This is a genomic window from Halopelagius longus (genome assembly GCF_900100875.1).
Classification (GTDB): domain Archaea; phylum Halobacteriota; class Halobacteria; order Halobacteriales; family Haloferacaceae; genus Halopelagius; species Halopelagius longus.
Map to the genome: position 1 here is coordinate 160,957 of NZ_FNKQ01000005.1, position 21,498 is coordinate 182,454.

General features: G+C 65.0%; 18 protein-coding genes. 10 read left to right on the forward strand and 8 right to left on the reverse strand.

From position 1 onward, the window contains the following. The first annotated feature begins 610 nt into the window (after positions 1 to 610). The 5 genes from BLS11_RS17110 to BLS11_RS17130 all read left to right on the forward strand — a co-directional run bounded on the left by BLS11_RS17110 (position 611) and on the right by BLS11_RS17130 (position 3,818). The gene (locus BLS11_RS17110) at positions 611 to 802 is read left to right on the forward strand and encodes a hypothetical protein (RefSeq protein WP_092539012.1); all 192 of its coding nucleotides are present in this window, start codon (positions 611 to 613) and stop codon (positions 800 to 802) included. 163 nt (positions 803 to 965) lie between these two features. Next, entirely contained in the window at positions 966 to 1,115 is a 150-nt protein-coding gene (locus BLS11_RS19550; RefSeq protein ID WP_175454490.1) for a hypothetical protein, read from the forward strand. Positions 1,116 to 1,231: 116 nt separating this feature from the next. After that, a complete protein-coding gene (locus BLS11_RS17120; RefSeq protein WP_092539014.1) occupies positions 1,232 to 1,813 on the forward strand; it encodes a YIP1 family protein in 582 nt (193 codons plus the stop codon). Positions 1,814 to 2,049: 236 nt separating this feature from the next. Further along, complete coding sequence (locus BLS11_RS17125; RefSeq protein ID WP_092539015.1) at positions 2,050 to 3,024, forward strand: ABC transporter ATP-binding protein; 975 nt, start codon at positions 2,050 to 2,052, stop codon at positions 3,022 to 3,024. Further along, positions 3,024 to 3,818 carry an ABC transporter permease gene (locus tag BLS11_RS17130; protein ID WP_092539016.1) on the forward strand — a complete coding sequence of 265 codons (795 nt, stop codon included), beginning with the start codon at positions 3,024 to 3,026 and terminating at the stop codon, positions 3,816 to 3,818. The genes BLS11_RS17125 and BLS11_RS17130 overlap by 1 nt, the downstream gene beginning before the upstream one ends. Positions 3,819 to 3,833: 15 nt before the next feature. On the opposite strand, the gene BLS11_RS17135 is transcribed toward BLS11_RS17130, so the two are convergent. Next, positions 3,834 to 4,082, reverse strand: a complete 249-nt coding sequence (locus tag BLS11_RS17135; RefSeq protein WP_092539017.1) for a PRC-barrel domain-containing protein — start codon at positions 4,080 to 4,082, stop codon at positions 3,834 to 3,836. A 98-nt stretch (positions 4,083 to 4,180) separates the two neighbouring features. Further along, on the reverse strand, positions 4,181 to 5,098 hold the full coding sequence (locus BLS11_RS17140; protein WP_092539018.1) for an ArsR/SmtB family transcription factor: 918 nt from the start codon (positions 5,096 to 5,098) through the stop codon (positions 4,181 to 4,183). 94 nt (positions 5,099 to 5,192) lie between these two features. Between BLS11_RS17140 and BLS11_RS17145 the strand changes: the two genes are divergently transcribed. The 3 genes from BLS11_RS17145 (at position 5,193) to BLS11_RS17155 (ending at position 11,593) form a co-directional block, all read left to right on the forward strand. Then, a complete protein-coding gene (locus BLS11_RS17145; protein ID WP_092539019.1) occupies positions 5,193 to 7,145 on the forward strand; it encodes a serine hydrolase domain-containing protein in 1,953 nt (650 codons plus the stop codon). Between the two features lie 411 nt (positions 7,146 to 7,556). Further along, on the forward strand, positions 7,557 to 10,505 hold the full coding sequence (locus BLS11_RS17150; protein ID WP_092539020.1) for a methyl-accepting chemotaxis protein: 2,949 nt from the start codon (positions 7,557 to 7,559) through the stop codon (positions 10,503 to 10,505). A 413-nt stretch (positions 10,506 to 10,918) separates the two neighbouring features. Next, positions 10,919 to 11,593: a DUF624 domain-containing protein gene (locus tag BLS11_RS17155; protein ID WP_092539021.1), complete on the forward strand. Its 675-nt coding sequence runs from the start codon at positions 10,919 to 10,921 to the stop codon at positions 11,591 to 11,593. Between the two features lie 10 nt (positions 11,594 to 11,603). Here the strand turns inward: BLS11_RS17155 and BLS11_RS17160 are convergent, their stop codons facing one another. From BLS11_RS17160 to BLS11_RS17175, 4 genes are read right to left on the reverse strand one after another with little or no spacing between them, the layout of a single operon-like run. Continuing rightward, a complete protein-coding gene (locus BLS11_RS17160) occupies positions 11,604 to 12,464 on the reverse strand; it encodes a carbohydrate ABC transporter permease (protein WP_092539022.1) in 861 nt (286 codons plus the stop codon). Next, positions 12,464 to 13,489: a carbohydrate ABC transporter permease gene (locus BLS11_RS17165; RefSeq protein WP_092539023.1), complete on the reverse strand. Its 1,026-nt coding sequence runs from the start codon at positions 13,487 to 13,489 to the stop codon at positions 12,464 to 12,466. The genes BLS11_RS17160 and BLS11_RS17165 overlap by 1 nt, the downstream gene beginning before the upstream one ends. Then, positions 13,486 to 14,682 carry an ABC transporter ATP-binding protein gene (locus BLS11_RS17170; protein ID WP_092539024.1) on the reverse strand — a complete coding sequence of 399 codons (1,197 nt, stop codon included), beginning with the start codon at positions 14,680 to 14,682 and terminating at the stop codon, positions 13,486 to 13,488. The genes BLS11_RS17165 and BLS11_RS17170 overlap by 4 nt, the downstream gene beginning before the upstream one ends. Before the next feature lies 1 nt (position 14,683). After that, a complete protein-coding gene (locus tag BLS11_RS17175; RefSeq protein WP_175454491.1) occupies positions 14,684 to 15,955 on the reverse strand; it encodes an ABC transporter substrate-binding protein in 1,272 nt (423 codons plus the stop codon). A 161-nt stretch (positions 15,956 to 16,116) separates the two neighbouring features. Here BLS11_RS17175 and melA point away from each other — a divergent pair, with 161 nt between their 5' ends. Further along, positions 16,117 to 17,424, forward strand: coding sequence for an alpha-galactosidase (melA, locus tag BLS11_RS17180; protein ID WP_092539026.1), 1,308 nt, complete (start codon positions 16,117 to 16,119; stop codon positions 17,422 to 17,424). 147 nt (positions 17,425 to 17,571) lie between these two features. After that, positions 17,572 to 18,225, forward strand: coding sequence for a bifunctional 4-hydroxy-2-oxoglutarate aldolase/2-dehydro-3-deoxy-phosphogluconate aldolase (locus BLS11_RS17185; protein WP_092539027.1), 654 nt, complete (start codon positions 17,572 to 17,574; stop codon positions 18,223 to 18,225). Positions 18,226 to 18,288: 63 nt separating this feature from the next. Here the strand turns inward: BLS11_RS17185 and kdgK1 are convergent, their stop codons facing one another. Both kdgK1 and BLS11_RS17195 read right to left on the reverse strand, forming a co-directional pair. Next, positions 18,289 to 19,245, reverse strand: a complete 957-nt coding sequence (gene kdgK1 / locus BLS11_RS17190) for a bifunctional 2-dehydro-3-deoxygluconokinase/2-dehydro-3-deoxygalactonokinase (RefSeq protein WP_092539028.1) — start codon at positions 19,243 to 19,245, stop codon at positions 18,289 to 18,291. Positions 19,246 to 19,397: 152 nt separating this feature from the next. Then, entirely contained in the window at positions 19,398 to 21,428 is a 2,031-nt protein-coding gene (locus BLS11_RS17195) for a beta-galactosidase (RefSeq protein ID WP_092539029.1), read from the reverse strand. Between the last annotated feature and the right edge of the window lie 70 nt (positions 21,429 to 21,498).

Here is a 21,498-nt window from a genome sequence, read left to right on the forward strand (position 1 = left end):
ATCGGTGAGCACGTCTACCGATCGGTCGATTCGGTCTGTCGCGTTTCGGACGAAACCTCGGGAGTAGGATTCAGATCGTCTGCATCGCGAGCGCTAGTCTGATCTTCTGACGGACGCCACTTTCGAGGGTACCCTCGGATTTCAGCGGCAAAACGCAGGTTCTACGTTCGCCACAGCGTTAACTGATCCAGCATCGGCCCAAATCCAGTTGCTCACCGAGCGAAGGACGCCGTTAGGGGTATTCGACGAACCGTTTCGTGGTCTCAGCCGTCGAAGAGAGGGACAGCGGATAATAAAAAGCGTATCTACCCCATCAACACGTTGGGAACTGCAGAGTGCTATGGATGGGTCGTCTGCGGAAGCGGATTGGTCGGCATTATATCGTTGGTCTACCGAGGTACGCCGTTGCTTTCACTCCGGAATATCAGTAGCTTTGGATACTATCCCGCAGCGTTGGGATACCTATTTTACAGCCTCGTTTTCGGGGGTGGACTCGTATTGCTCGTGTTACATCGAGAGGCTATTCACGGATCAGGTTAGAGGAGGGAGAAGGAAACAGAACCGTCCAGTACGGGAAAAACTATCACGTACGGCGGAGGTAGAACAGACCATGGATACCGAACGACTGTTGAACTACCTGTTCGGTGCGTACATGGTCGTTGTACTCGTCGTGTGGAGACTGGGAGGTGGGTCGTCGGCATTTCCGGAAGTGTACGGACTAAATAGCGTCAATCTCGGACTTGTGGTAGCTCTCGTCGTCCTCTTGTACGCGTACATCTATCAGCAACTCTCCGAGACGTAAACGCCCCTCCCGAGTGACTGATTCGCTTCGGCGGGTACAGGGGGAAGGCGCTCCAATTGAGTATTTTCTTGTGATCGATATCGGTAGTGGTCATGTGCTCCGAAGCGCCCTCCCGTCGGGAAGCGTATCGAACATCCACCCCGGCTACGCCGCTACGATCGTGATGGTCGTACTCCCGGTCGGCCACATCATCGGCGGAACCGTCGTTTCCCACTTCGCTCCGTCGGAGTTCGCAGCCGTCCACCTGACGACGAGTACGCTCGTAACGGTGGCGCTTTTCGGGTGCGGTCTGCTGTTCGATTTAGAGCGGTAGCGACTCGGTACCGAGAATCCTCGTCGTTCGTACCGCCACTCGCGTACTGGAACCGGGACTCGACACCGCGAACGTGACCCCTAGATTAACTTTCTCGTCGGGTGAACCGGTTAGCGATGCCCTCCACACCGTTGTTCGAGCCGCGAGAGTTCTTCGCGGAGCGGTCGCCGTCCCTGAGTAGCGCCGCGATGATCCTGCTTCTCACCGGAATCGTCGCCGTCGCGAGTGCGGTACCCTACGTGGACCAGTTCAGTCCGGTCGAGTTCACGACCGAGATGCTCGTCTTCTCGGTTCTGTTCGGGGGACTGCTCGGTGCCGTCACAATCTGGGTCGCTTCGACGACGATAGTGTACGTACTGTCGGCCCTCGCGGGCGGGTCCGGACCCCTCTCGCGAGTCGCGGCGAACATCGGCTGGGCGCTGTTACCGCTCTTGCTGATGAACGCGGTTAAGACGACTTCGTCGTGGATTCTCGCGCTGGTCGGCGGACCGGCGACCGTGACGCCGACTCAGATGCAACTCCCGTTCTGGATGGTCGCGTTCAACGCGATAGTCGGCGTCGCGGGGTACCTCTGGATCGGATATCTGCTGACGTACGCGATACGCGACGCTCGGAACCTCGCCGTGTGGCGGTCGGCGCTTATCGCGGGACTCGTCGTTCTCGTCCCGGTTCTCAACTCCCTGACGAGCCTGTTGTAAGCCCCACCGAGAAGAGACAGCAACTCCGAAACGGATGCGAAGCCCGAACCGTGCGTCTCGGTACCGCGTGAGTGGCAACAGTCGAGATTCTACTCTCGGCGACAGCCCTACGTCGCGACGGTGAGACTCGGATATCCACGATTCGAGTCGAGCGTCGGCGTCGGGAGGACGCCGATAAGTGAAAGCTCACCGACAAATATATGGTCCCTCCAGCACCCTCTTCTCGGAAGAGAACGATGGCGCTCACGGAGACAGTCACGGACTCGGTGCCGGCTATCGCGGTGGAGGACCTGCGGAAGACCTTCGAGAGCGAAGACGGAACGGTGACCGCCATCGACGGAGTCTCGTTCACCATCGAACCGGGGTCGGTCGTGGGGCTACTCGGACCGAACGGCGCGGGGAAAACGACCACCACGAAGTCGATACTCGGCCTCGTACGGCCCGACTCGGGAACGGTTCGTATCGACGGAACCGACATCTCGGAGCACCCGCGGAAGGCGCTCGATAGGGTCGATGCGATGCTCGAAGGTGCCCGGAACGACTACTGGCGACTCACCCCCAGAGAGAACCTCCGCTACTTCGCGACGGTCGGCGGCGACGACCCGAAAGCCGTCGCGCGTCGGCACGAAGAACTCCTCGAGACGTTCGACTTGGCCGAGAAAGCCGACGAACCGGTCCGGGACCTCTCCCGGGGGATGAAGCAGAAAGTCTCGCTTGCGAGCGTACTCTCCGCCGACGTGTCCGTCGTGTTCCTCGACGAACCGACGCTCGGGTTAGACGTCGAGAGTTCGGCGACGCTTCGACAGGAACTGAACCGTATCGTCGACGACCGGGGACTGACCGTCGTGATTTCGAGCCACGATATGGACGTCGTCGAGGACGTCTGCGACCGCGTCATCATCATGAACGACGGTCGGATAATCGTCGACGACGACGTCGAGAACCTGCTCGAGCAGTTCGAGACGCAGGAGTACCGTCTCGAAGTCGGCGGTGCCGACAGAGAGGTGGTGGAACGGTTGCGTGACCGCTACGGCGTGAGCGACGTGGCGCGGTTCGACCGCCGGGTACAGTTCCGTCTCACCGCGGACAGCGCCACGTTTTATCGGTTGATGGACGAGCTACGGTCGGCGGGCGTCACCCTCAACTCCGTCGACACGGTACAGCCGGAGTTAGAGGATATATTCCTCGAAGTAACGAGCGAGGAATCGTGATGCGCTCTTCGTCCGGCGGGGGTGCGAGCTACTCCAATCTCGCGTACGCGGTGTTCTACCGCGAAGTTGTGAACTGGCTCCGCTACCCCGTCAACGCGGCCGGCGTCGTAATCGGTCAACTTCTCATGTTCGCGTTACTGTTCTTCGGCGGGCGGGCCGTCTTCGGAGAGGCGTTCGCAGGGTCGATAGGGAGCGTCGTCGTCGGCTACTTCCTCTGGTCGCTCGCCGGACAGTCGTACGAGGGCATCGTGAGCATCATCAGCCAAGAGGCGTCCTGGGGAACGCTCGAACGTCACTTCCTCAGTCCGTTCGGCTTCGAGCGCGTCCTGCTGATGAAGGCGTTCGCGCGAGTGGTGCGGTCGTTCGCGGTGTCGGTGTTGATATTCGGGGTCATGCTTCTCGTCACCGGAATGCGACCGACGATTCCGGTTTTGACGGTCCTCGTGATACTCGCGTGTACGGTACTCTCTGTGGTCGGCGTCGGATTCGTCATGGGAGGGTTGGCGGTGCTCTACAAGCGAATCAGCAGCTTCGTGCAACTGTTCTCTCTGGTCATCCTCGGCCTCGTCGGGGCCCCGGTACTCGAAGTTCCGTGGCTACGGTACCTCCCGGTCGTCCAAGGCAGTACGATGCTACAGCAGTCCGTCCGAGGTGGTATCCCGCTCTGGGAGTTCGGCCCTCAGTCGCTCGCGATTCTCGTCGCCGTCGCGGGCGGGTACTTCGCTCTCGGACTCGCCGGTTTCCACGTCATCCAGCGCAGAGCCCGCCGACTGGGCGTCCTCGGCGACTACTGACGGCGGGGCGCGGAACTACCGACCGCCGCCCCGTTCGACGACGAGATGCTCGGACAGCGACTGTGCACGACTCGCGGGAATCACGAGGTAGCCGTCTCCGTTCCGTTCGAACGAAGTGGGCCGTTCGGACTCCGAATCGACGAGGAACTGCCGCAGTTCACCCGTTCGAACGTCCATCGTGACGCTCCGTAAGGTTCCTACCTTCGACCCGTCGGACCCGACAACCGGAGTTCCCAGCAGATCCGTTCTCAGTACACCAGTCATACACCCTGATACTCTCGGTTAGTGATAAATAATTCGGAGGCTCAGAGCGCAGTTTCAGTCACGGCGGTCCCGCAGTTCGAACGAGTGCCGTCGGCGACTCACTCGACGACGGACTCGACGACAGTCCCGGCGGCGTCCAGCGTCAGCGTCAGCGACGCATCGTCCCTCTCGACGGTTAGTTGCAGCCGGAGGGGGTCTTCCGCGAGCGGGGTGACGGCGTCGTCGCCGAAGACGTCGAGATTCCACGCGCGCTCTTCTCGGACGTCCACGCCGCAACGCCAGTAAAACGAGACGACGGCGGGGTGGCGAACGACGGCCGCGCCGACCGGAACCTCGAACAACGGACCGCACTCCGGGCAATCCGCGACGAAGCGATACGTCCACCGCCCGTCGGCGGCGACGACGGACCGTTCGGGCGGGGCGTGACAGTAAGGGCAGACGCCATGCTGTGTGCTCGCTATCGCTTCTTCGAGCAGGCCGGACATGACGTCGACGAGTCCGGGCACGTCGCGGTGCGTCGCCCCGGCCGGCCTGACCGCTATCTGGAACACCGGGTCGCCGTCGGGCGGATGGACCCGAACCAGACTGTCCTCGTAGGTCGCAACCAAGGGGTCGCCGTCGACCAGCGGCGAGGAGCGCGCGATTTCGACGGGGCCGCGGGACTCGTGACTGCGCCACGCGCTCGCGCGGAGCATCTTCGCCGTCTCGAAGCCCGAAAACGTCAGTCGGTACTCGTCACCGGCTTTCTCGACGAACCCGTTTCGCAGCACGTCGAGGTGGTAGTTGAAGTTCCCCTTGTCGGCCACCGCCGCGCGCGTGCGGAGCGTCGAGTACGAACAACCGTCGGCCAGTCCCGTCGCGTTCGTCTGCTCGTACAGCGTATCGAGGATTCGGAGACGCGTTTCGTTGCTCAGTACGGAAAACGGGTCGGCGTCGACCGACTCGTCAGTGCCGGCCGCCGACTCGTCGGCGCGTGCGGAGGGTCCGGGCGAATCGTCGCCGTTACCGTCGGTCATGACTCCCCGATGTCACCGAAGCGACATATAATCCGCGGAAGAGTAATTCTCTGCTCCGAAGGTACTTCCCGTCGGCAGGTGAGCCACAGACACGATGCGACAGTCCCTCTCCCGCCGGCGGTTTCTCGCCGGGGCCGGTGCGGGGTGCACCGCCGTCGCCGGGGTCCCCGCGACGGCGTCAGCCGACGCCCGGTCGACATCCGCGGCCGACGGAGCGGTCCAGTCCGAACTCGAACCGCTCGTCGACGACGTAATGGAGTCGAGCTTAGAGGAGTACGATATCCCCGGAGCCAGCGTCGCCGTCGTGACAGACGGGGGCGCCGCCCTGACCAAAGGCTACGGAGTCGCCGACCGGACCGACGGGACGGCCGTGGACCCGAACGCCACGCCGTTCCGCATCGGGTCGGTGTCGAAACCGGTCGTCGCGACGGCGCTTGCGGAACTGGTCCAACGCGGCGACGTCGACCCCGACGCCGGCGTCGCCGAGTACGTCGACGTCCCCATCGACGGGGACGACGAGGAGCCGGTCACGCTCCGTCAACTCGTCACCCACCGAGGCGGGTTCGAGGCGACGAACCGCGGGATGTGGATTCCGGACGCCGAGAAACTCCGATCGCTGGAGTCGTATCTCCGCGACGACGCCCAGAAACGCGTACGACCGCCGGGTACCGCCGGCTCCTACTCGAACTACGGGTACGCGCTCGCCGGGCAGGTACTCGCCGCGACGGCGGACGAGCCGTTTCACCGCGCCATCGACGACGCGCTCCTGACGCCGGCCGGCATGTCGCAGAGCAGTTTCCGACAGCCCCTCCCCGAACCCCTCGCCGACGCGCACGCGGCGGGCTACGGCCCGACCGGAACGTATCGCGGGGGCGAGTTTCCGCTCCTCGGACTCAGACCGGCCGGAGCGATGTCGGCGACCGCGGCCGACATGGCGCGGTTCCTCGAACTCCAGTTGAACGACGGCGTGGTGGGAGGCGAACGGGTTCTCGAACCGGGGACGATAGACGCGATGCACGACCGATGGGCGACGCACCACGAGCAACTGTCCGGGATGGCGTTCGGACTTCTCGAGGAGTTCCGCGGCGACGTTCGCACGCTCTGGCACAACGGGGCGACGATGTCGTTCTACAGCCACCTCGTACTCGTCCCGGAGTACGACTTCGGCCTGTTCGTGTCGTTCAACGCCCCGGCCGGGAGCACCGCCGCGGGCGACGTCGTCGACCGCGTGCTCGGCGAGGTGCTCCCGGACCCGGAGGAGTCGTCGCCGTCACCCGACGGGACGCCGTCGCGCGCCGACGCTATCGAGGGGACCTACCGGTCGCTGCAACGATCGTTCACGTGGCACGACCGAGTGACCTCCGTCCTGAACGCGCCGACGGTCGACGTTCGCGTCGAGTCGGACGGGACGCTCGTTACGGAACAGGGAGACACCGCGCGGCGGTGGGTCGAAATCGAGCCGCTCGTCTTCGAAGCCGTCGAGGGAGGGCAGCGACTCGCGTTCGGCGAACGCGACGGGGAGATTCGGTACCTGTTCTTCGGCGGCAGCCCGACGGCGTACGACCGCGTCGACGGCCTCGAACGGCTCCGGCTCCACGGGATACTCGCGCTCTGTACGGTCCTCGGAGTGCTCTCTGCGGTCGTCGGGTGGCCCGCGGCCGCGTTCTACCGGTATCTTCGCGCGGACCAGGACGCCGTCGCCGGAGGCGGGTGGCGAACGCTCCTCGGACGCCGCACGACGCGGGCGAGACTCGTCGCCGGTGGCTCCGCGGTGGTCATCTTCGCGGCGTTGGCGCTGATAGCGGGCCACTTCCTCGCGACGCCGCTCGCGGTGCTCTCGGACCCTCCGCTCACGTTTCGTGCGCTGTTCGCCGGTCCGATACTCGGAGCGCTCGGGACGCTCGCGGCGGTCGGAGTCGGCGTTCGGGCGGCGAGCGCCGGGGAGTGGAGTCGGACGAGCGGAGTCCACTACGCGCTCGTCGTCGTCTCGCTGCTCGGACTCTGCTGGGAACTGTGGTACTGGAACCTGCTGTTCCCGCCCGGCTGAGGCGCGAGACCGGTTCGGCGGGCGCATCGTCCCTTCCTCTGTCCGCCCGCGTCGTTCGGTGGGGCGTCGGCGTCTTCCCCCGGCCCTCGGCGCGTCGGCCGCCTCGGCCGACGGAGTCGAATCGACCCGACGACGACGGCGACGCTCAGCTCCGATTTTCCGCCCGCGGATAGCGCACCAACTGCCCAATTCGAGAGAGGTAGCCCCTCAGAACCGCCGTCGGGTGCCTACAGGGCCATTATCACGAGAGATATTCGCACCCGCGACGTTATATGTGAGATATAATACTGGGTATCTAGTGCGCGACTCAGATACGATTCCGGGCGACGAGTCGACCGATGCGGTCACAGCGACCAGCATCCGAGATATCCGATTCGGACGTCGGACGAACGGCGGGAAACGGGAGAAGACATGAAGATACAAACGAAGCTCATCGCACTCTGTCTGGCCATCTCGCTGATTCCGGTTTCAGTCGTCGGCGGAACCGGGATATACGAGATGCAGGAGATAGGGTCGTACGCCCAAGAGCAGAGTACGACCCACATGGAAGAACAGGTCACGGGCGAACTGAACAACACGGTCAGCGCGCGGCAAGAGCAGATTCAGAACGTCATGGACGTGCGACGCGTGGACGCGCGTTCGCTCGCGGACTCCTCGCCGGTGCAAAACTATCAGGCGGCGAAAGCCGGCGAGTGGGACCTCGTCCAACGGCAGAGTCAGACCCAGCTCGGTCACATGGCGCTGCAGATGCACAGCACCGTCGAGAGTACGAAGCAGACCGTCCTCGAAGAGCAGTACGACGGCAAGCGGTGGGAGGAACTCACCCCCGAGCAACAGCGACAGGTCGAGCAGAAAGTCGAGCGGATACTCACCGGGACGAACGGCGACGGAGTGCAGTCGTCCGGCACCCTCTCGAAGATGTTCCACCCCGGCTACATCGGCGACACCGGGTACGCCTACATCACCGACCGAGACTCGAACGTCGTCGCTCACCACAGTCTCCGCGACGGGTACAACCTCAGAGAGGACGCCTCACTGACGGTCTTCGAAGGCGTCGACTCGACCATCGAGTCGAACTCCGGCGTTCGGAACGGCGAGGAGTGGGGAATCGCCGAGTACGACTGGGAAGACACCACCCAGCAAGGGAACCCCCTCGAACGGAAGTTCATCGCCTACACCTACCACGAGGACTTCGACTGGGTGCTCGCGCCGAACGTCTACTACTACGAGCTCCAGACGACCGCACGAGAGAGCGCGAAGGATAGGATCAACGCGTCGTTCCGGAGCTACCTGAACACCCGTTCGGTCTCTATCGACGGCGGCGAAGTGCCCGCGTACGAGGAGATCGTCCTGACCGACGAGAGCGGCGAGGGCGTCATCCGCGCCCACAGGGAGAACGGAGAGGTAGTCACCGAATCGGTCGAGGGCGTCTCGTACGCCGACTCCGACTGGTTCACGGAGAGCAAGAACCTCGCGAAAGGCGAGGTTCACGTCGGAAGCGTCCAGACGATAGACGGCGAGCAAGCGATGTACCTCTCGACCCCGGTGTACCAAGGCGGGGAGTTCGCGGGGTCCATCGCGCTCCGGTTCAACTACAGCATCCTCTCGACGCTCACGAACGGCGTCACCGTCGGCGATAGCGGCCACCTGAGCATCGTGAACGACGACGGACGGGTTCTGAGTCACCCGAACGAGTCCGTCGTCGCGTCGGGGTCGAACATCGCGAACGAGCAGTACGCGGGGTCGCTCGCCGGCGTCGCGCAGTCTCGGATACTCGCCGGAGAGCGAGGTCTGAGCACCTACGCGAAGCAGGGAAGCGACGGTGAGGAGAACTACTACGTCGGGTACGCGCCGCTTCAGTTCGGCGACAAGCAGTTCGCGCTCCTCGCGACGGTTCCCGAGGAGGACGTGACGGCCCCCAGCGTCGCCCTCGGGAAGGAACTGAGCGACAGAACGTCCTCGGCTCGGAACATCTTCCTCCTGCTTATCGGTGGCATGGGCGTCGGCGTCGTCGCCATCGGATACCGGGCGGCGACGTACTTCTCCCGGCCAATCGTGCAACTCCGAGACCGGGCGACGGCGCTCGCGGAGGGTCGCTTCGACGAGGACGAGAGCGAAATCGAGGCGTCCGACGACGAAATCGGAGACTTGGTCGAGGCGTTCTCCGAGATGCAACGGAACCTCAGACAGCAGGTGGCCGAACTCCGGACCGTCAGCGAGAACCTCGGCGACGGGAAGTTAGACCGCGACATCCGGACCGACCTCCCCGGGGAGTTCGGGGCCATCATGTCCGACATCGACGACGGCATCGAGAAGGTCCGACAGAGTCTCGTGGAAGTCCACGAGGTCGCAGACGAGTTCGCGCAGGTCAGCAACGAGACCGTCGCGAGCGCCGAGGAGATAGAGTCCGCGAGTCAGGCGACCGCCGAATCCGTCGAGGAGATCGCCCACGGGGCGCAACAGCAGACGGAACAACTGCAGGCGGCGTCCGACGAGATGAACAACCTCTCGGCGACCATCGAAGAAGTCGCCGCGTCGGCCGACGGCGTGGTCGATACGGCGAACGAGGCGGTGTCTTTGGCCGAACGCGGCCGGGAGCACGCCGCCGACGCCACCGACGAGATTTCGGCCATCGAGACGGAGACGTACGCCGCCGTCGAACAGGTCGAGGGTCTCGAATCGCGCATCGACGAAATAAACGACATCGTCCAGCTGATAACGGACATCACCGAACAGACCAACCTCCTCGCACTCAACGCGTCCATCGAGGCCGCGCGCGCGGGCGAGGTCGGAAAGGGCTTCGCGGTGGTCGCAAACGAGATAAAGACGCTCGCGAACGAGGCGGAGGACGCCACCGAGGACGTCGAAGAGCTCATAAGCGAGATTCAGGAGGACACCGACGAGACGGTCGAAGACATGCAGTCGATGCAGGAGCGCGTCGAAACCGGCGCCGAAACCATCGAGAACGCCATCGAGATGTTCGACGACATCGCCGACGCGAGTCAGCGAGCCGAACACGGCGTCAAGGAGATATCCGAATCGACGGAGGCGCAGGCGACGTCCACGGAGGAAGTCGTCTCGATGGTCGACGAGGTGTCGAGCGTGAGCGAGGAAACCACCTCGCAGACGAGCACCGTCTCGGCGGCGACCGAAGAGCAGACCGCCTCGATAAACGAAGTCAGACAGAACATCCAGAACGTGTCCGCCTCGGCGCAGTCGCTCCAAGAACTTGTGAATCAGTTCGACGTCGGCGAGCACGACGGAAGTGCGACGCAGGGAGAAACAGAAGCGGACGTTACGGAGCGCGAGGCGGGAGAAAATCCCGGAAGTGAGGAGGTCCAGGCCAACGTGAACGACTAATCTCGAATCGTCGTTCGTCCTCGGACGCCGTACTTTTCGAATTCGATCTTTTCCGAGTTTTAGACGGCTGTATCGGAGGTTTTTCATTCCGTCCCGACGAGAGCCGACTGTCGAACGGAGCAAACGTCTGAGTCCGGTTTTATACAATATCGGTTGTACTAAACGAGGGAGGAGAGACGCCGCAGACGCTCGCGTCGTTTCGCGAGTTCGACTCCGTCGTGTCCGCTCGATGCCCGTCTCCTGTGAGATGCAACGGTCGCCGAAACTGGCCGGGTGCCTGTACCCGGCCGTCGGGAACGGCGCGACTGGCCGAACGTCACTACGTACGAGAACGACCAGACGACGGCGACGGTCGTTCCCGAGGTCGTCCGGACCGTTCTCTTTATCCCGGGAGACGACGATACCCGGGACGAATGTCGGAGTCCTTGCCGAGTCCCGTCGCGACGGCGACGACGGTCATCCGCGTGCTCTACGCGGAACTGCTCACTATCGTCGTTGCGAGCCTGCTGACGGCGGTGGCGTCCCTGCCGCTCGTCACCGTCGGTCCGGCGATACTGGCCGCCGTCGAGGTGCTGACGACAGTCGTCACCCGTCGCGACACCGGCGCGCCGCCGACGGAGCGCGGACGAGTTCGTCTGTTCGTCGAGGCCTTCCGCCGGAATCTGAAGACGGGTCTCCCGTTCAGTCTCCTCTTGCTCTCGGTCGGCGGAGTGACTGCGTTCTACTACGTCGTCGGGACGGCGCGAAACGACGGCGGCCTCCTGTTACTCGCGCTCCTCGGCGCGTACGGCGTCGTCGGTGCACTAGCGGTGACGCTCCGGGTCGGTAGCTTTCGCGCGCGGACGTCGCCGCCGCCGTCCGCGGTTCGTGCGCTTCGGCTGACCGGACAGTCCTTCACCGAGTACGTCTCGTACACCGTCCTCTGGCTCGTCTCGCTCGCCGGTCTCCTCGTGGTCGCGAGGTACGTTCCGGTGACGGTGCCGATGCTTTTGGTGGGCGTCCTCGGCGTGATAGAGGTCGTCGCGTTCGAGGCGGTGGTCGGCGACGGCGCGGCGGCCGTCGCCCCGGACGCGGACGTCGAATCGTGACGTCGGCCCGTTACCCCTTCATGCCGCTGAGCGTCATCCCGCGGATGAAGTACCGCTGGGCGGACATGAAGACGACGATGACGGGGAGGACGATGACCGCCGCCGCGGCCATCACCAGTCCCCACTCGGTGAAGTACTGATTCCGCACCGCGAACAGCGCCACCGGCAGCGTATACATCGACTCGTCGCTCGCGATGATCAGCGGCCACTCGAAGTTCTTCCAGGTCGTCACGAACGTGTAGATGCCGAGCGTCGCCAGCGCCGGCTTGGCGAGCGGGAGATAGACCTTGTAGAAGGTCTGGAACTCGTTACAGCCGTCTATCTTCGCCGCGTCGCCCAGCGAGGACGGGAGGTTCATGAAGTGCTGGCGGAGCAGGAAGATACCGAGCGGGTTGGCGATCATGGGCGCGATCAGCCCCTGGTAGGTGTTTACCCACCCGAGGTTCGACAGGAGGATGTACACCGGGATCAGCGTCACCATCGCCGGGACCATGATCGTCGCGACGAACAGCAGGAACAACTTCTCGCGACCGACGAACTCGATCTTTGCCAGGGCGTACCCCGCGAGGCTGTCGAACACGAGGTTGAACGCCGTGACGCTGCCGGCGAAGACGATGGTGTTGAAGAACCACCGGCCGACGGGCTGGGTCGCGAACAACTCCTCGAAGTTCGCGAGCGTCGTCTGCTCGGGGACGAGCGACACGGACCCGGCCGTGGGGTTCGCGCTGAGCGCGGTCGACAGCATCCACCAAAACGGGAGGGACCAAAGCAGCGCGCCGAGCGTGATGCTTCCGTACAGCAACGCCGTCTTCGACCAGTAGCGGGCACCTGCTCGCTCGTATCCGGGGTAGTCGTAGCTCGATTTGGACATCAGTAAGCCACCTCGTCCTGTTGTTCGATCCGGTAACGGTAGTAGCTGAACACGAACACGACGGCGAACAGGAAGAACGCCATCGCGCTCGCTCGTCCGAAACTGCTCTTGACGAACGCCGTCTCGTAGATGAGGACGACGACCGTCGTCGTGGCGCGGGCCGGGCCACCCTCCGCGAACGCCAGCGCGATGCCGAACACCTGGAACGTGCCGATGATGGCAAGCACAGTGACGAAGAAGTGGGTGTTCCGGAGGTTCGGCCAAGTCACGTGGCGGATCCGGTCCAGCCCGTCGGCGCCGTCGATCCGAGCCGCTTCGTACAGTTCGTCGGGGATGTTCTGGAGGCCGGCGAGGTAGAGGATCATGTTGAACCCGATGCCGCCCCACAGGCCGATGAGCATCAACGCGCCCAGCGCCGTGTTCGGGCTGTTCGCCCAGCCGTAGGCGAGGCCCACCGGGCGGAGGAACTCGTTGACGACGCCGTTCTGCGACAGGATCCAGCGCCAGATGACGCCGCTCGCGGCCGCAGACAGCATCACCGGGAGGAAGTACGCGGCGCGGTACACCTTCTTGCCGCGGATGCGACTGTCCAGGGCCAACGCCACGAGGAACCCTCCGATGATCTGGACGGGGACCACGACCGCCGTGTAGGCCACCGTGTTCCGGACGGCGAACCACCAGAGATTGAACGACGGGCTCCGCAGGGAGGCCCAGTTGTTCTCCCACGGGAGCGGTTGCAGTATTTCGACGTAGTTCCCCACGGGGAGGCGCAGACCGAACACCTCCGTCCAGGCCGGTTTCCCGGTTCCGAGGAACAGGTTCCACTCCTGGAAGGAGAGGACGAAGGCGTACAGTATCGGCCCGAGCAGGAACACCGAGAACACCACCACGTTAGGGATGACGAAGAGGAAGCCGGCGAGGTTGTTCTCCTCGGTCGGCCGATCGACGACACGGCCCGCGACCGAACGGACCGCCGATCCGGCGCGCCGGAACGACGACCGGATGGACTCGGTAGGCGTGCTCACGGTCGATCACCAGTGTTCGTCTCGCCCGCCCCGTCGGCGAGCGTATCGCCGTCCGACCTGGTCGACGTCCCCACGACGCCCGGTGCGGTCTCCTCGGTCCGCGTCCGGTTGAAGACGGCCTCCCCCGTCTCACCGTCGAACGCGTGGACGTGGTCGACCGGGAGAGACACTCGGACGCGGTCGCCCTCGCGGACGCGCTGGCCGCCCGAAACGGTGGCGACGATTTCGCCCATCTCGTGGCGCAGATGGAGGACGTTCTCGCTCCCCATCGGTTCGACGATGCTGGCGACGAACTCCGTCGTCCGCGGCCCGGGTTCGTCGGCGAGGACGACGTCCTCCGGTCGGACGCCGAGCGTCACCGAGTCGCCGCCGAGGTCCGCGGACAGTGCCTCGCGCTGGGCCTCGGTCAGTTCGTACGTGTACCCGGGGAGTTGCAGGTGTTCGCCGTCGAACGTCGCGTCCAGTGTGTTCATGGAGGGGGAGCCGATGAACGTCGCGACGAACTCGTTGGCCGGTTCGTAGTACATCTCCATCGGCGTGCCGACCTGCTGGAGTTGCCCGGATTCGAGGACGGCGATGCGGTCGCCCATCGTCATCGCCTCCGTCTGATCGTGCGTGACGTACACCGTCGTGGCCTCGAGTTCACCGTGAAGCTCCTGGAGTTCCGTCCGCATCTGCGTCCGGAGTTTGGCGTCGAGGTTCGAGAGGGGTTCGTCCATCAGGAACACCGCCGGGTTCCGCACGATAGCCCGACCGAGAGCGACGCGCTGTTGCTGTCCGCCGGAGAGGGCCCGCGGACGCCGGTCCAGTAACTCCGTGATATCGAGCAGTTCGGCGGCTTCCTCGACGCGACGCGTGATCTCCTCGTCGTCGAGGTCGGTCGTCATCTCCAGCCCGAATCGCATGTTCCCCGAGACCGTCTTCTGAGGGTACAGCGCGTAGTTCTGGAACACCATCGCTATGTCGCGGTCCTTGGGCTTTACGTCCGTGACGTCGCGACCGTCGATACGGATTTCGCCCTCGCTGACCGTCTCGAGCCCTGCGATCGTTCGCAGCGTCGTCGACTTCCCGCACCCGGACGGGCCGACGAGGACGAGGAACTCCCCGTCGCGAATTTCGAGCGACAGGTCGTCGACGGCGACGATGTCGTCGCCGAACCGCTTCGTCACGCCGTCGAGCGTCGTTCGTGCCATTCTAGAGTTGTTCGTTGATCTGCCGTTCGGCGGCGGTCATGGCGGTTTCGGGGTCCTTGTTGCCGGTCAGTACGGCCTCCGCTTCGTTCATGATGGTGTCGAGGATGGTCGACGTCTTGGGACCGAACACCATCGGACGGCTGGCGTCGCCCAGGTCGCCGAGTCCCGAGAGCAGGGGGCGGTCGTTGTAGAAGTCGCGGTCGAGCAGCGACTGGCGCGAAGGGAGTGCGGTCCCGGTGCTGGCCCACTCCCACATTCCCTCTTTGTTCGTGAGCGCCTTGATCAGATCGACCGAGGCACCGGGAGCGTTCGTTTTCGCAGACGCGGACCAGGCCGTCGTGAACGAGATGGTCACTTTCTCGCCGCCCTCCGGGGTCGGCATCCCGACCTCCGTCGCCTCGTAGATGTCGCCGTAGTCCTGTTCGAGCGTAGACACCGACCACGCACCGGTCATCGCCATGCTGATGCTTCCGTCGCCCATCGCAGGCGGCGCCCACGTCGCTTCGATGTCGTCGCCGTAGATACCCGCGAGGTCGTCCTCGACGAGTCCGTTGAGGAACTGCATGGCTTCGACGGCCTCCTGGGAGCCGACGACGGCTTCGCTCCCGTCCTCGGAGAGCACGTTGCCGCCGTTCTGCCAGATGAGCTGTATGAGCGTGTTCCGCGGCTGACTCCCGACCGCCATCGGAAAGTCGACGTCGGTCGACTCGCCGATAGCTTCGAGCGCGCTCCGGAGTTCGCTCCACGTCGTCGGTGCCGACACCCCGGCGGTCTCGAGGTGGTCGGTGTTGTAGAACAGGCCGACCGGCGTGAAGTCCTTGGGGATGCCGTACACCGTCCCCTCGTACGTGAACGGTTCGAGCAGGTTGTCGAGGATGTCGTCGAAGTTGTACTCCTCGGCGTCTTTTAGCTCGGACCCGACGCCGAGGAGCGCGCCGTTTCGCATGAATTGGGGCGCCTCGTCGGCGATCATGTAGAAAACGTCGGGCTCCTTGCCGCCGGCGAACTGGGTCTGAAGGTTCTGATAGAACTGCTCGTTGGGCGTGTTCTGGTACTTGACCTTGACGCCGTCCGTCGACTCCTCGTAATCGTTTAGAATGCCGGTCACGATCTCTCGTTCGAGTCCCTCGCCCCAACTGGCGACGGTCAGCGTGGTCGTCTCGCCCGAACCACCGTCGGTGGATTCACCGCCGCCGGTGCCCGCGGTGCCGCCGCCACCGTCGCCGCTACAACCGGCGATGCCGACGGCCGCGCCGACGCCGAGTGTTTTCACGAGCGAACGTCTACTGAGGTCTGGCGGATATGACTCTGTCATGGGTCGCTCCTTGTCATTGGGGAAGGACTATCCCCATTTATAATTTACCCACCATTAATGAATAGAGATAGACAGTTCGAACGAGATTTTATTAGCTTCTATCTACGAGAGGAGACCGAATGGTGAAGATTACCTTCATCGGAGCGGGTAGTATGGTGTTTTCCACGAAGCTCGTGGGCGACATCCTCTCGTTTCCGGAGCTCGACGACAGCACGATCGCGTTGATGGACATCGACGCGGACAGCTTAGAGAAGACGACGCGGGTCGCCGAGGCCATGGTCGCTAACGAGGGGCTCGAGGCGACGGTCGAGTCGACCACCGACCGAGTCGAGGCGCTCGACGGAGCCGACTACGTGCTGAACATGATCAACGTCGGCGGAACGGAGCCGTTCGAGAACGAGATCCGCATCCCGGAGAAGTACGGCGTCGAGCAGTCCATCGGTGACACGATCGGGCCGGGCGGTATCTTCCGCGGGCTCAGGACCATCCCCACGATGCTCGACATCGCGAGCGACATCGAAGAGGTGTGTCCCGACGCCCTGCTGTTGAACTACACGAACCCGATGTCCATCCTCTGTCAGACCATGTTCGAGGCGACGGACGTCGAGACAGTCGGGCTCTGTCACAGCGTCCCCCACACGGTGGAGGCTATCGCCGACTACGTCGACGTTCCCCAGGAGGACCTCGACTACTGGGTCGCGGGTATCAACCACGTCGCCTGGTTCCTCGAAGCCACCCACGAGGGAGAGAGCGTCTATCCGGCGCTCCGCGACGCGATGGAAGACCCCGAGATATACGAACGCGACACGGTCCGCTTCGAGATGATGGACCACTTCGGCTACTTCCCGACCGAGTCGTCCCACCACATGTCGGAGTACGTCCCTTACTTCCGGACCGACCCGGAAACTATCGAGGAGATGACCGGCACGGACTACGCCGAGCGCATGCCCACCGCGACCTACCTCGAGGGCTGGCAGGAGCGCTCCGAGCGCCGCGACGACCCGGACCTCGACGTCGACTTGGACGAGGTTTCGGTCGAACGCTCCGAGGAGTACGCCTCCCGGCTCATCCACTCCATCGAGACGGACACGACCCGCCGGCTGAACCTCAACGTCAGCAACGCGACCGACGCGATCACGAACCTCCCGTCGGACGCCTGCGTCGAGGTCCCGGTGCTCGTCGACGGGACGGGCCTGCACCCCTGTTCCGTCGGCGACCTCCCAGCCTCGGTCCGGACCTTCCCCCAGCAACACGTCGCCGTCCACCGCCTCGTCGTCGAAGGCGCTCTGAAGAACGACCGCGAGAAGATCCACCGCGCCGTCAAGCAGGACCCGCTGACGGCCGCCGCGCTGAGCCTCGACGAGATTCACGAGATGACCGAGGAACTGCTCACGGCCAACGAGGAGTACCTGCCGGAACTGAACTGAAGGTTCGTTTCGGCTCACTGCGCCGATATCTCACCGCCCGTCTAGCTCGTGGCGTCCCACGTCTCTGACAGGGGGGAGTACCGGCTTCGGTACCAGGACGGATCGAGAGCGAACACATTTTTGGTGGTCTCTCTCGGAGGTCGAACCATGACGAGAAAGCAGGCGGTCCAGCGACAGCTCGTAGAGAGCGGAGTCGTCGCGGTTCTGCGCGGCATTCCGCGGGAGAAAGTCGTCGACGTGGCGAGCGCGATTCACGAGGGGGGCGTCACCGCCCTCGAAATCACGGCCGACGCGGAGCGGTATCCGGAGATGATTTCGGCGGTCGCCGCGGCGCTCGACGGGACAGACGCCGTCGTCGGCGCCGGAACCGTCACGGACGCCGCCACCGCGCGAAACGCCATCGACGCCGGCGCGGAGTTCGTTCTCGCGCCCGACCTCAGCGAGAGCGTCGTCCGCGTCTGCAACCGCGAGGGCGTCGTCTCCGCGCCGGGCGTCACGACGCCGACGGAGGCCGTCACCGCGTTGGAAGCGGGGGCGGACATCCTCAAGATGTTCCCGGCCTCGACCGTCGGTCCCGACCACGTCAGCGCGTTGCGCGGACCGTTGGGCGACGTACCCATCATGCCCACCGGTGGCGTCTCGGCCGACGACGTGGCCGACTACTTCGAGGCCGGTGCCGTCGCCGTCGGCGCGGGGTCGGCGCTCGTCGACTACGAGGCCATCGAAGACGACGACATGGACGCCGTCACGGCGCAGGCCGCCGAGTTCGTCGAGGCGGTCGAAGCCGCCCGGTCGGACTGAACCGTCGCGGGGGTCGAGAGGAGCCGAGAGTTCGACGGTTCTCGTTCCGCTTCCGGCGGCGCCTCACCGGTCGATTTCGCTCGCCCGTTCCGCTCTGACGCTGGCTACCTCCTCGGGCGTCACGACAGCGAGGTCGCCGTCTATCGTTCGTTTGACGGCCGCCGTCGCCGCCGCCGTCTCCAAGGCGTCGTCGACAGCGCTCCCGTCGAGTCGCGCGGCGACGTACCCGCCGACGAACGCGTCGCCGGTACCTATCGGGTCGAGCGTGTCCGCCTCGAACGCAGGTTGTTCGAGCACCGCCTCGCCCGTCGCGGCGACGGCCCCCTCGGCCCCCCGCGTGAGTATCACCGTCTCGTGGCCGCCGTCGCGCCTGAGTTCCTCGGCGACGGACGCCGCGGTTCCGCTCCGGTTCAACACCCGTTCCGCGTCGCGCCGGGCGACGACGAGAACGTCCACGTGCGGGAAGAGGTCGGTCAGCGTCTCGCGGGCCTCCGCGGGCGACCAGAGTTTCTCTCGGTAGTTCACGTCGAAGTAGGTCGTGAGACCCTCGTCGTTCGCTCGGCGGAGCAACGCCGCCGTCGTCTCGCGGAGGCGCGGCGAGAGCGCGGGGGTGATCCCGCTGGTGTAGAACGCGGCGGCGGCGGCGAACAGGTCCTCGACCGGGAACTCCTCGGGCGTCGCGGTCCGGACGGCGGCGTCCTCGCGGTCGTAGATGACGGTCGTCCCGCGGGGGTCCCCCCCTCGTTCGATGTAGTACGTCCCCATCCGACCGTCGTCGCTCCACGAAATCTCCGTCTCGACGCCGTGCGCGGCCACGTCGCGGACCGCCCGCCGACCCAACGCCGAGTCGGGGAGTTTCGAGAGCCAGCACGCGTCCGCGCCGAGTCGCGCCGCCGCGACGGCGACGTTGCTCTCCGCGCCCGCGGTGCGGAACGCCAGTTCGCGGGCCGTCTCGATTCGCTCGCCCGCCTGCGGCGACAGGCGGAGCATCGTCTCGCCGAATGTGAGCAGTGAAGCCATCTTTGTCACTCGTCTCGCTACGTCACGCGACGACGGATGCGACTGTAAGCGTTCCGAACGACGCCGTAGGGTCCGTTCGAACGTCCGCGCGAAGCAACTCCGGAGAGGTGACCGAACTATCCGTGGGGTCGCTCCCCGACGGAGAGCGCCGATTACTCCTCGGCCGGCGAGAGAGACGAGAGGTTCGCGTCCGTGACGGCGACGGCGGCGGGGCCGACGGTCGGACCGCCGAGCACCCACTCGGCGTCGTCGGGCGCGTCCACGGACAGCGAGTCGCCGCCGAAGTTCGCAATCCACGTCAGGCCGCCGCGGCGCGAGGCGCGAACCTGCGCCGGGAACGCGTCGGTGGTTTCGACCCCGGCGCGGTCCAACAGGTCGCCGACCACCGCGCCCGTGAGGTCCGAGTCCGGCCACGTGCCGACGTAGGTGACGGATCCGTCGCCGACGGCGTTGCGGACGATAGCCGGACTCCCGTCGGCCATCGACCCCTCGTACCGACCGACAACCTCGGCTCCCTCCTCGGTCGGCGAGAGCCACTCGTTCCAGACGCGACAGCCGAACTCCCGCCCGCCGTACGTGAGGCGGGATTCGAGCGACTCGGGGACGCTCTCGTGTTGCTCGACGCGAGCACCGACGAGAGAGCGAAGGGGGCCGGGTTGGGCGTCGTCGTGGAGTTTGTTGTGGGCGTCCTTCACGCCGGACCGCATCGTCACGAGCAGTTCCCCGCCGCCCTCGACGTACGCGGTCAGCGTCTCGGCGAGTTCGTCGGTAGCGAGGTACAGCGTCGGCGCGACCACCGCGTCGTACGCCGCTAACTCCGCGGTCGGCGGCACAACGTCCACGTGGACCGAGCGCTCCCGCAGGGCCGCGTAGTACGTCTCGACGTGCCGCCAGTAGTCGAAGTCGGGCGTCATCGGTTCGATCTCCGACGCCCAGAGGTTGTCGTAGTCGTGGAGGAGAGCCACGTCGGCGTCCGGCGACGCAAACGACCCGTCTGCGTCGCCCGCGGCGACCGAGGCGAGTTCGTCGAGGTCCGACGCGGCGGCGACGGCGTCTCCGTACCCGCGGTCGGGGGTGCCGTCCTCCGCGAGCAGACCGCTGTGGTACTGCTCTTGGCCCATCCGGCACCGACGCCACCGGAAGTACGAAACCACGTCCGCGCCGCGAGCGACGGCGTAGAGCGCCCACAGGCGCATCGCGCCCTCGGCGGGTTGCGGCGAGTACGGCGGCCAGTTGATGTCGCCCGGTTGCTGTTCCATCACCCAGAAGGGCGCGTCCGCCGCGCTCCTGTACAGGTCGTGGTCGAGTCCGACGTTGTCCGGGTCACCCGCGCGCAGTTCCTCGTCCGATACCGCCTCGTGTTGCACCTGCACGTGCCCCGTCGGGTAGGAGTCCCACGACGCGAAGTCCAAGTCGGCCGCCACGTCGTAGGCGTCGAGGTCGTCGTGCGACATGAAGTTGTGCGTGACGAACCACTCGTCGTTCGCCTCGCGGAGGATATCGACCTGCAACCGGTTGTACTCCGCGACGCTGTCGCTGCTGAAGCGGTAGTAGTCGAGCAACCGGGAGGGGTGGTGCCCGGCGGCCGCGTGCCGCGGCGGGTCGACTTGGGCGAAGGAGTTCAGCGTCTGACTCCAGAACTCGGTGCCCCACGCCTCGTTGAGCGAGTCGATGTCGCCGTACGTCTCCCGAAGCCAGTCCCGAAACGCGCTCGCGCAGTCGTCGCAGTAACACCGAAGCGTCCCGTGACAGCCGTACTCGTTATCCGTCTGCCAGCCGGCGACCGTCGGGTCGTCGGCGTACCGGTCCGCCAGTTTCTCCGTGATTCGACGACTTTCCCGCCGGAACTCCTCGGAGTTGTAGCAGTAGTGACGCCGGCCGCCGTAGTGTCGGGTCGTCCCGTCGGCCTCCTCCTGCAGTATCCCCGGATACTCGTCTACCAACCACTTCGGGGGCGCGGCCGTCGGCGTACAGAGCACCGCTTGCATCCCGTGGTCGCCGATACGCGAGACGGCGCGGTCCAACCACTCGAAGTCGTACGCTCCGGGTTCCGGTTCCATCCGCGACCACGCGAACTCGCCCATCCGGACGTACTCCAGTCCGGCGTCGGCCATCCGTTCGACGTCCGCCTCCGTCCGTTCGTCCGGCCAGTGCTCCGGGAAGTAGCACACACCTATCGACATACGAACAGTATCTCCGCGCCGCTATAAGAACGTGCGGGAATCCACAACGAACGATTGTGAGTGTCGGGTC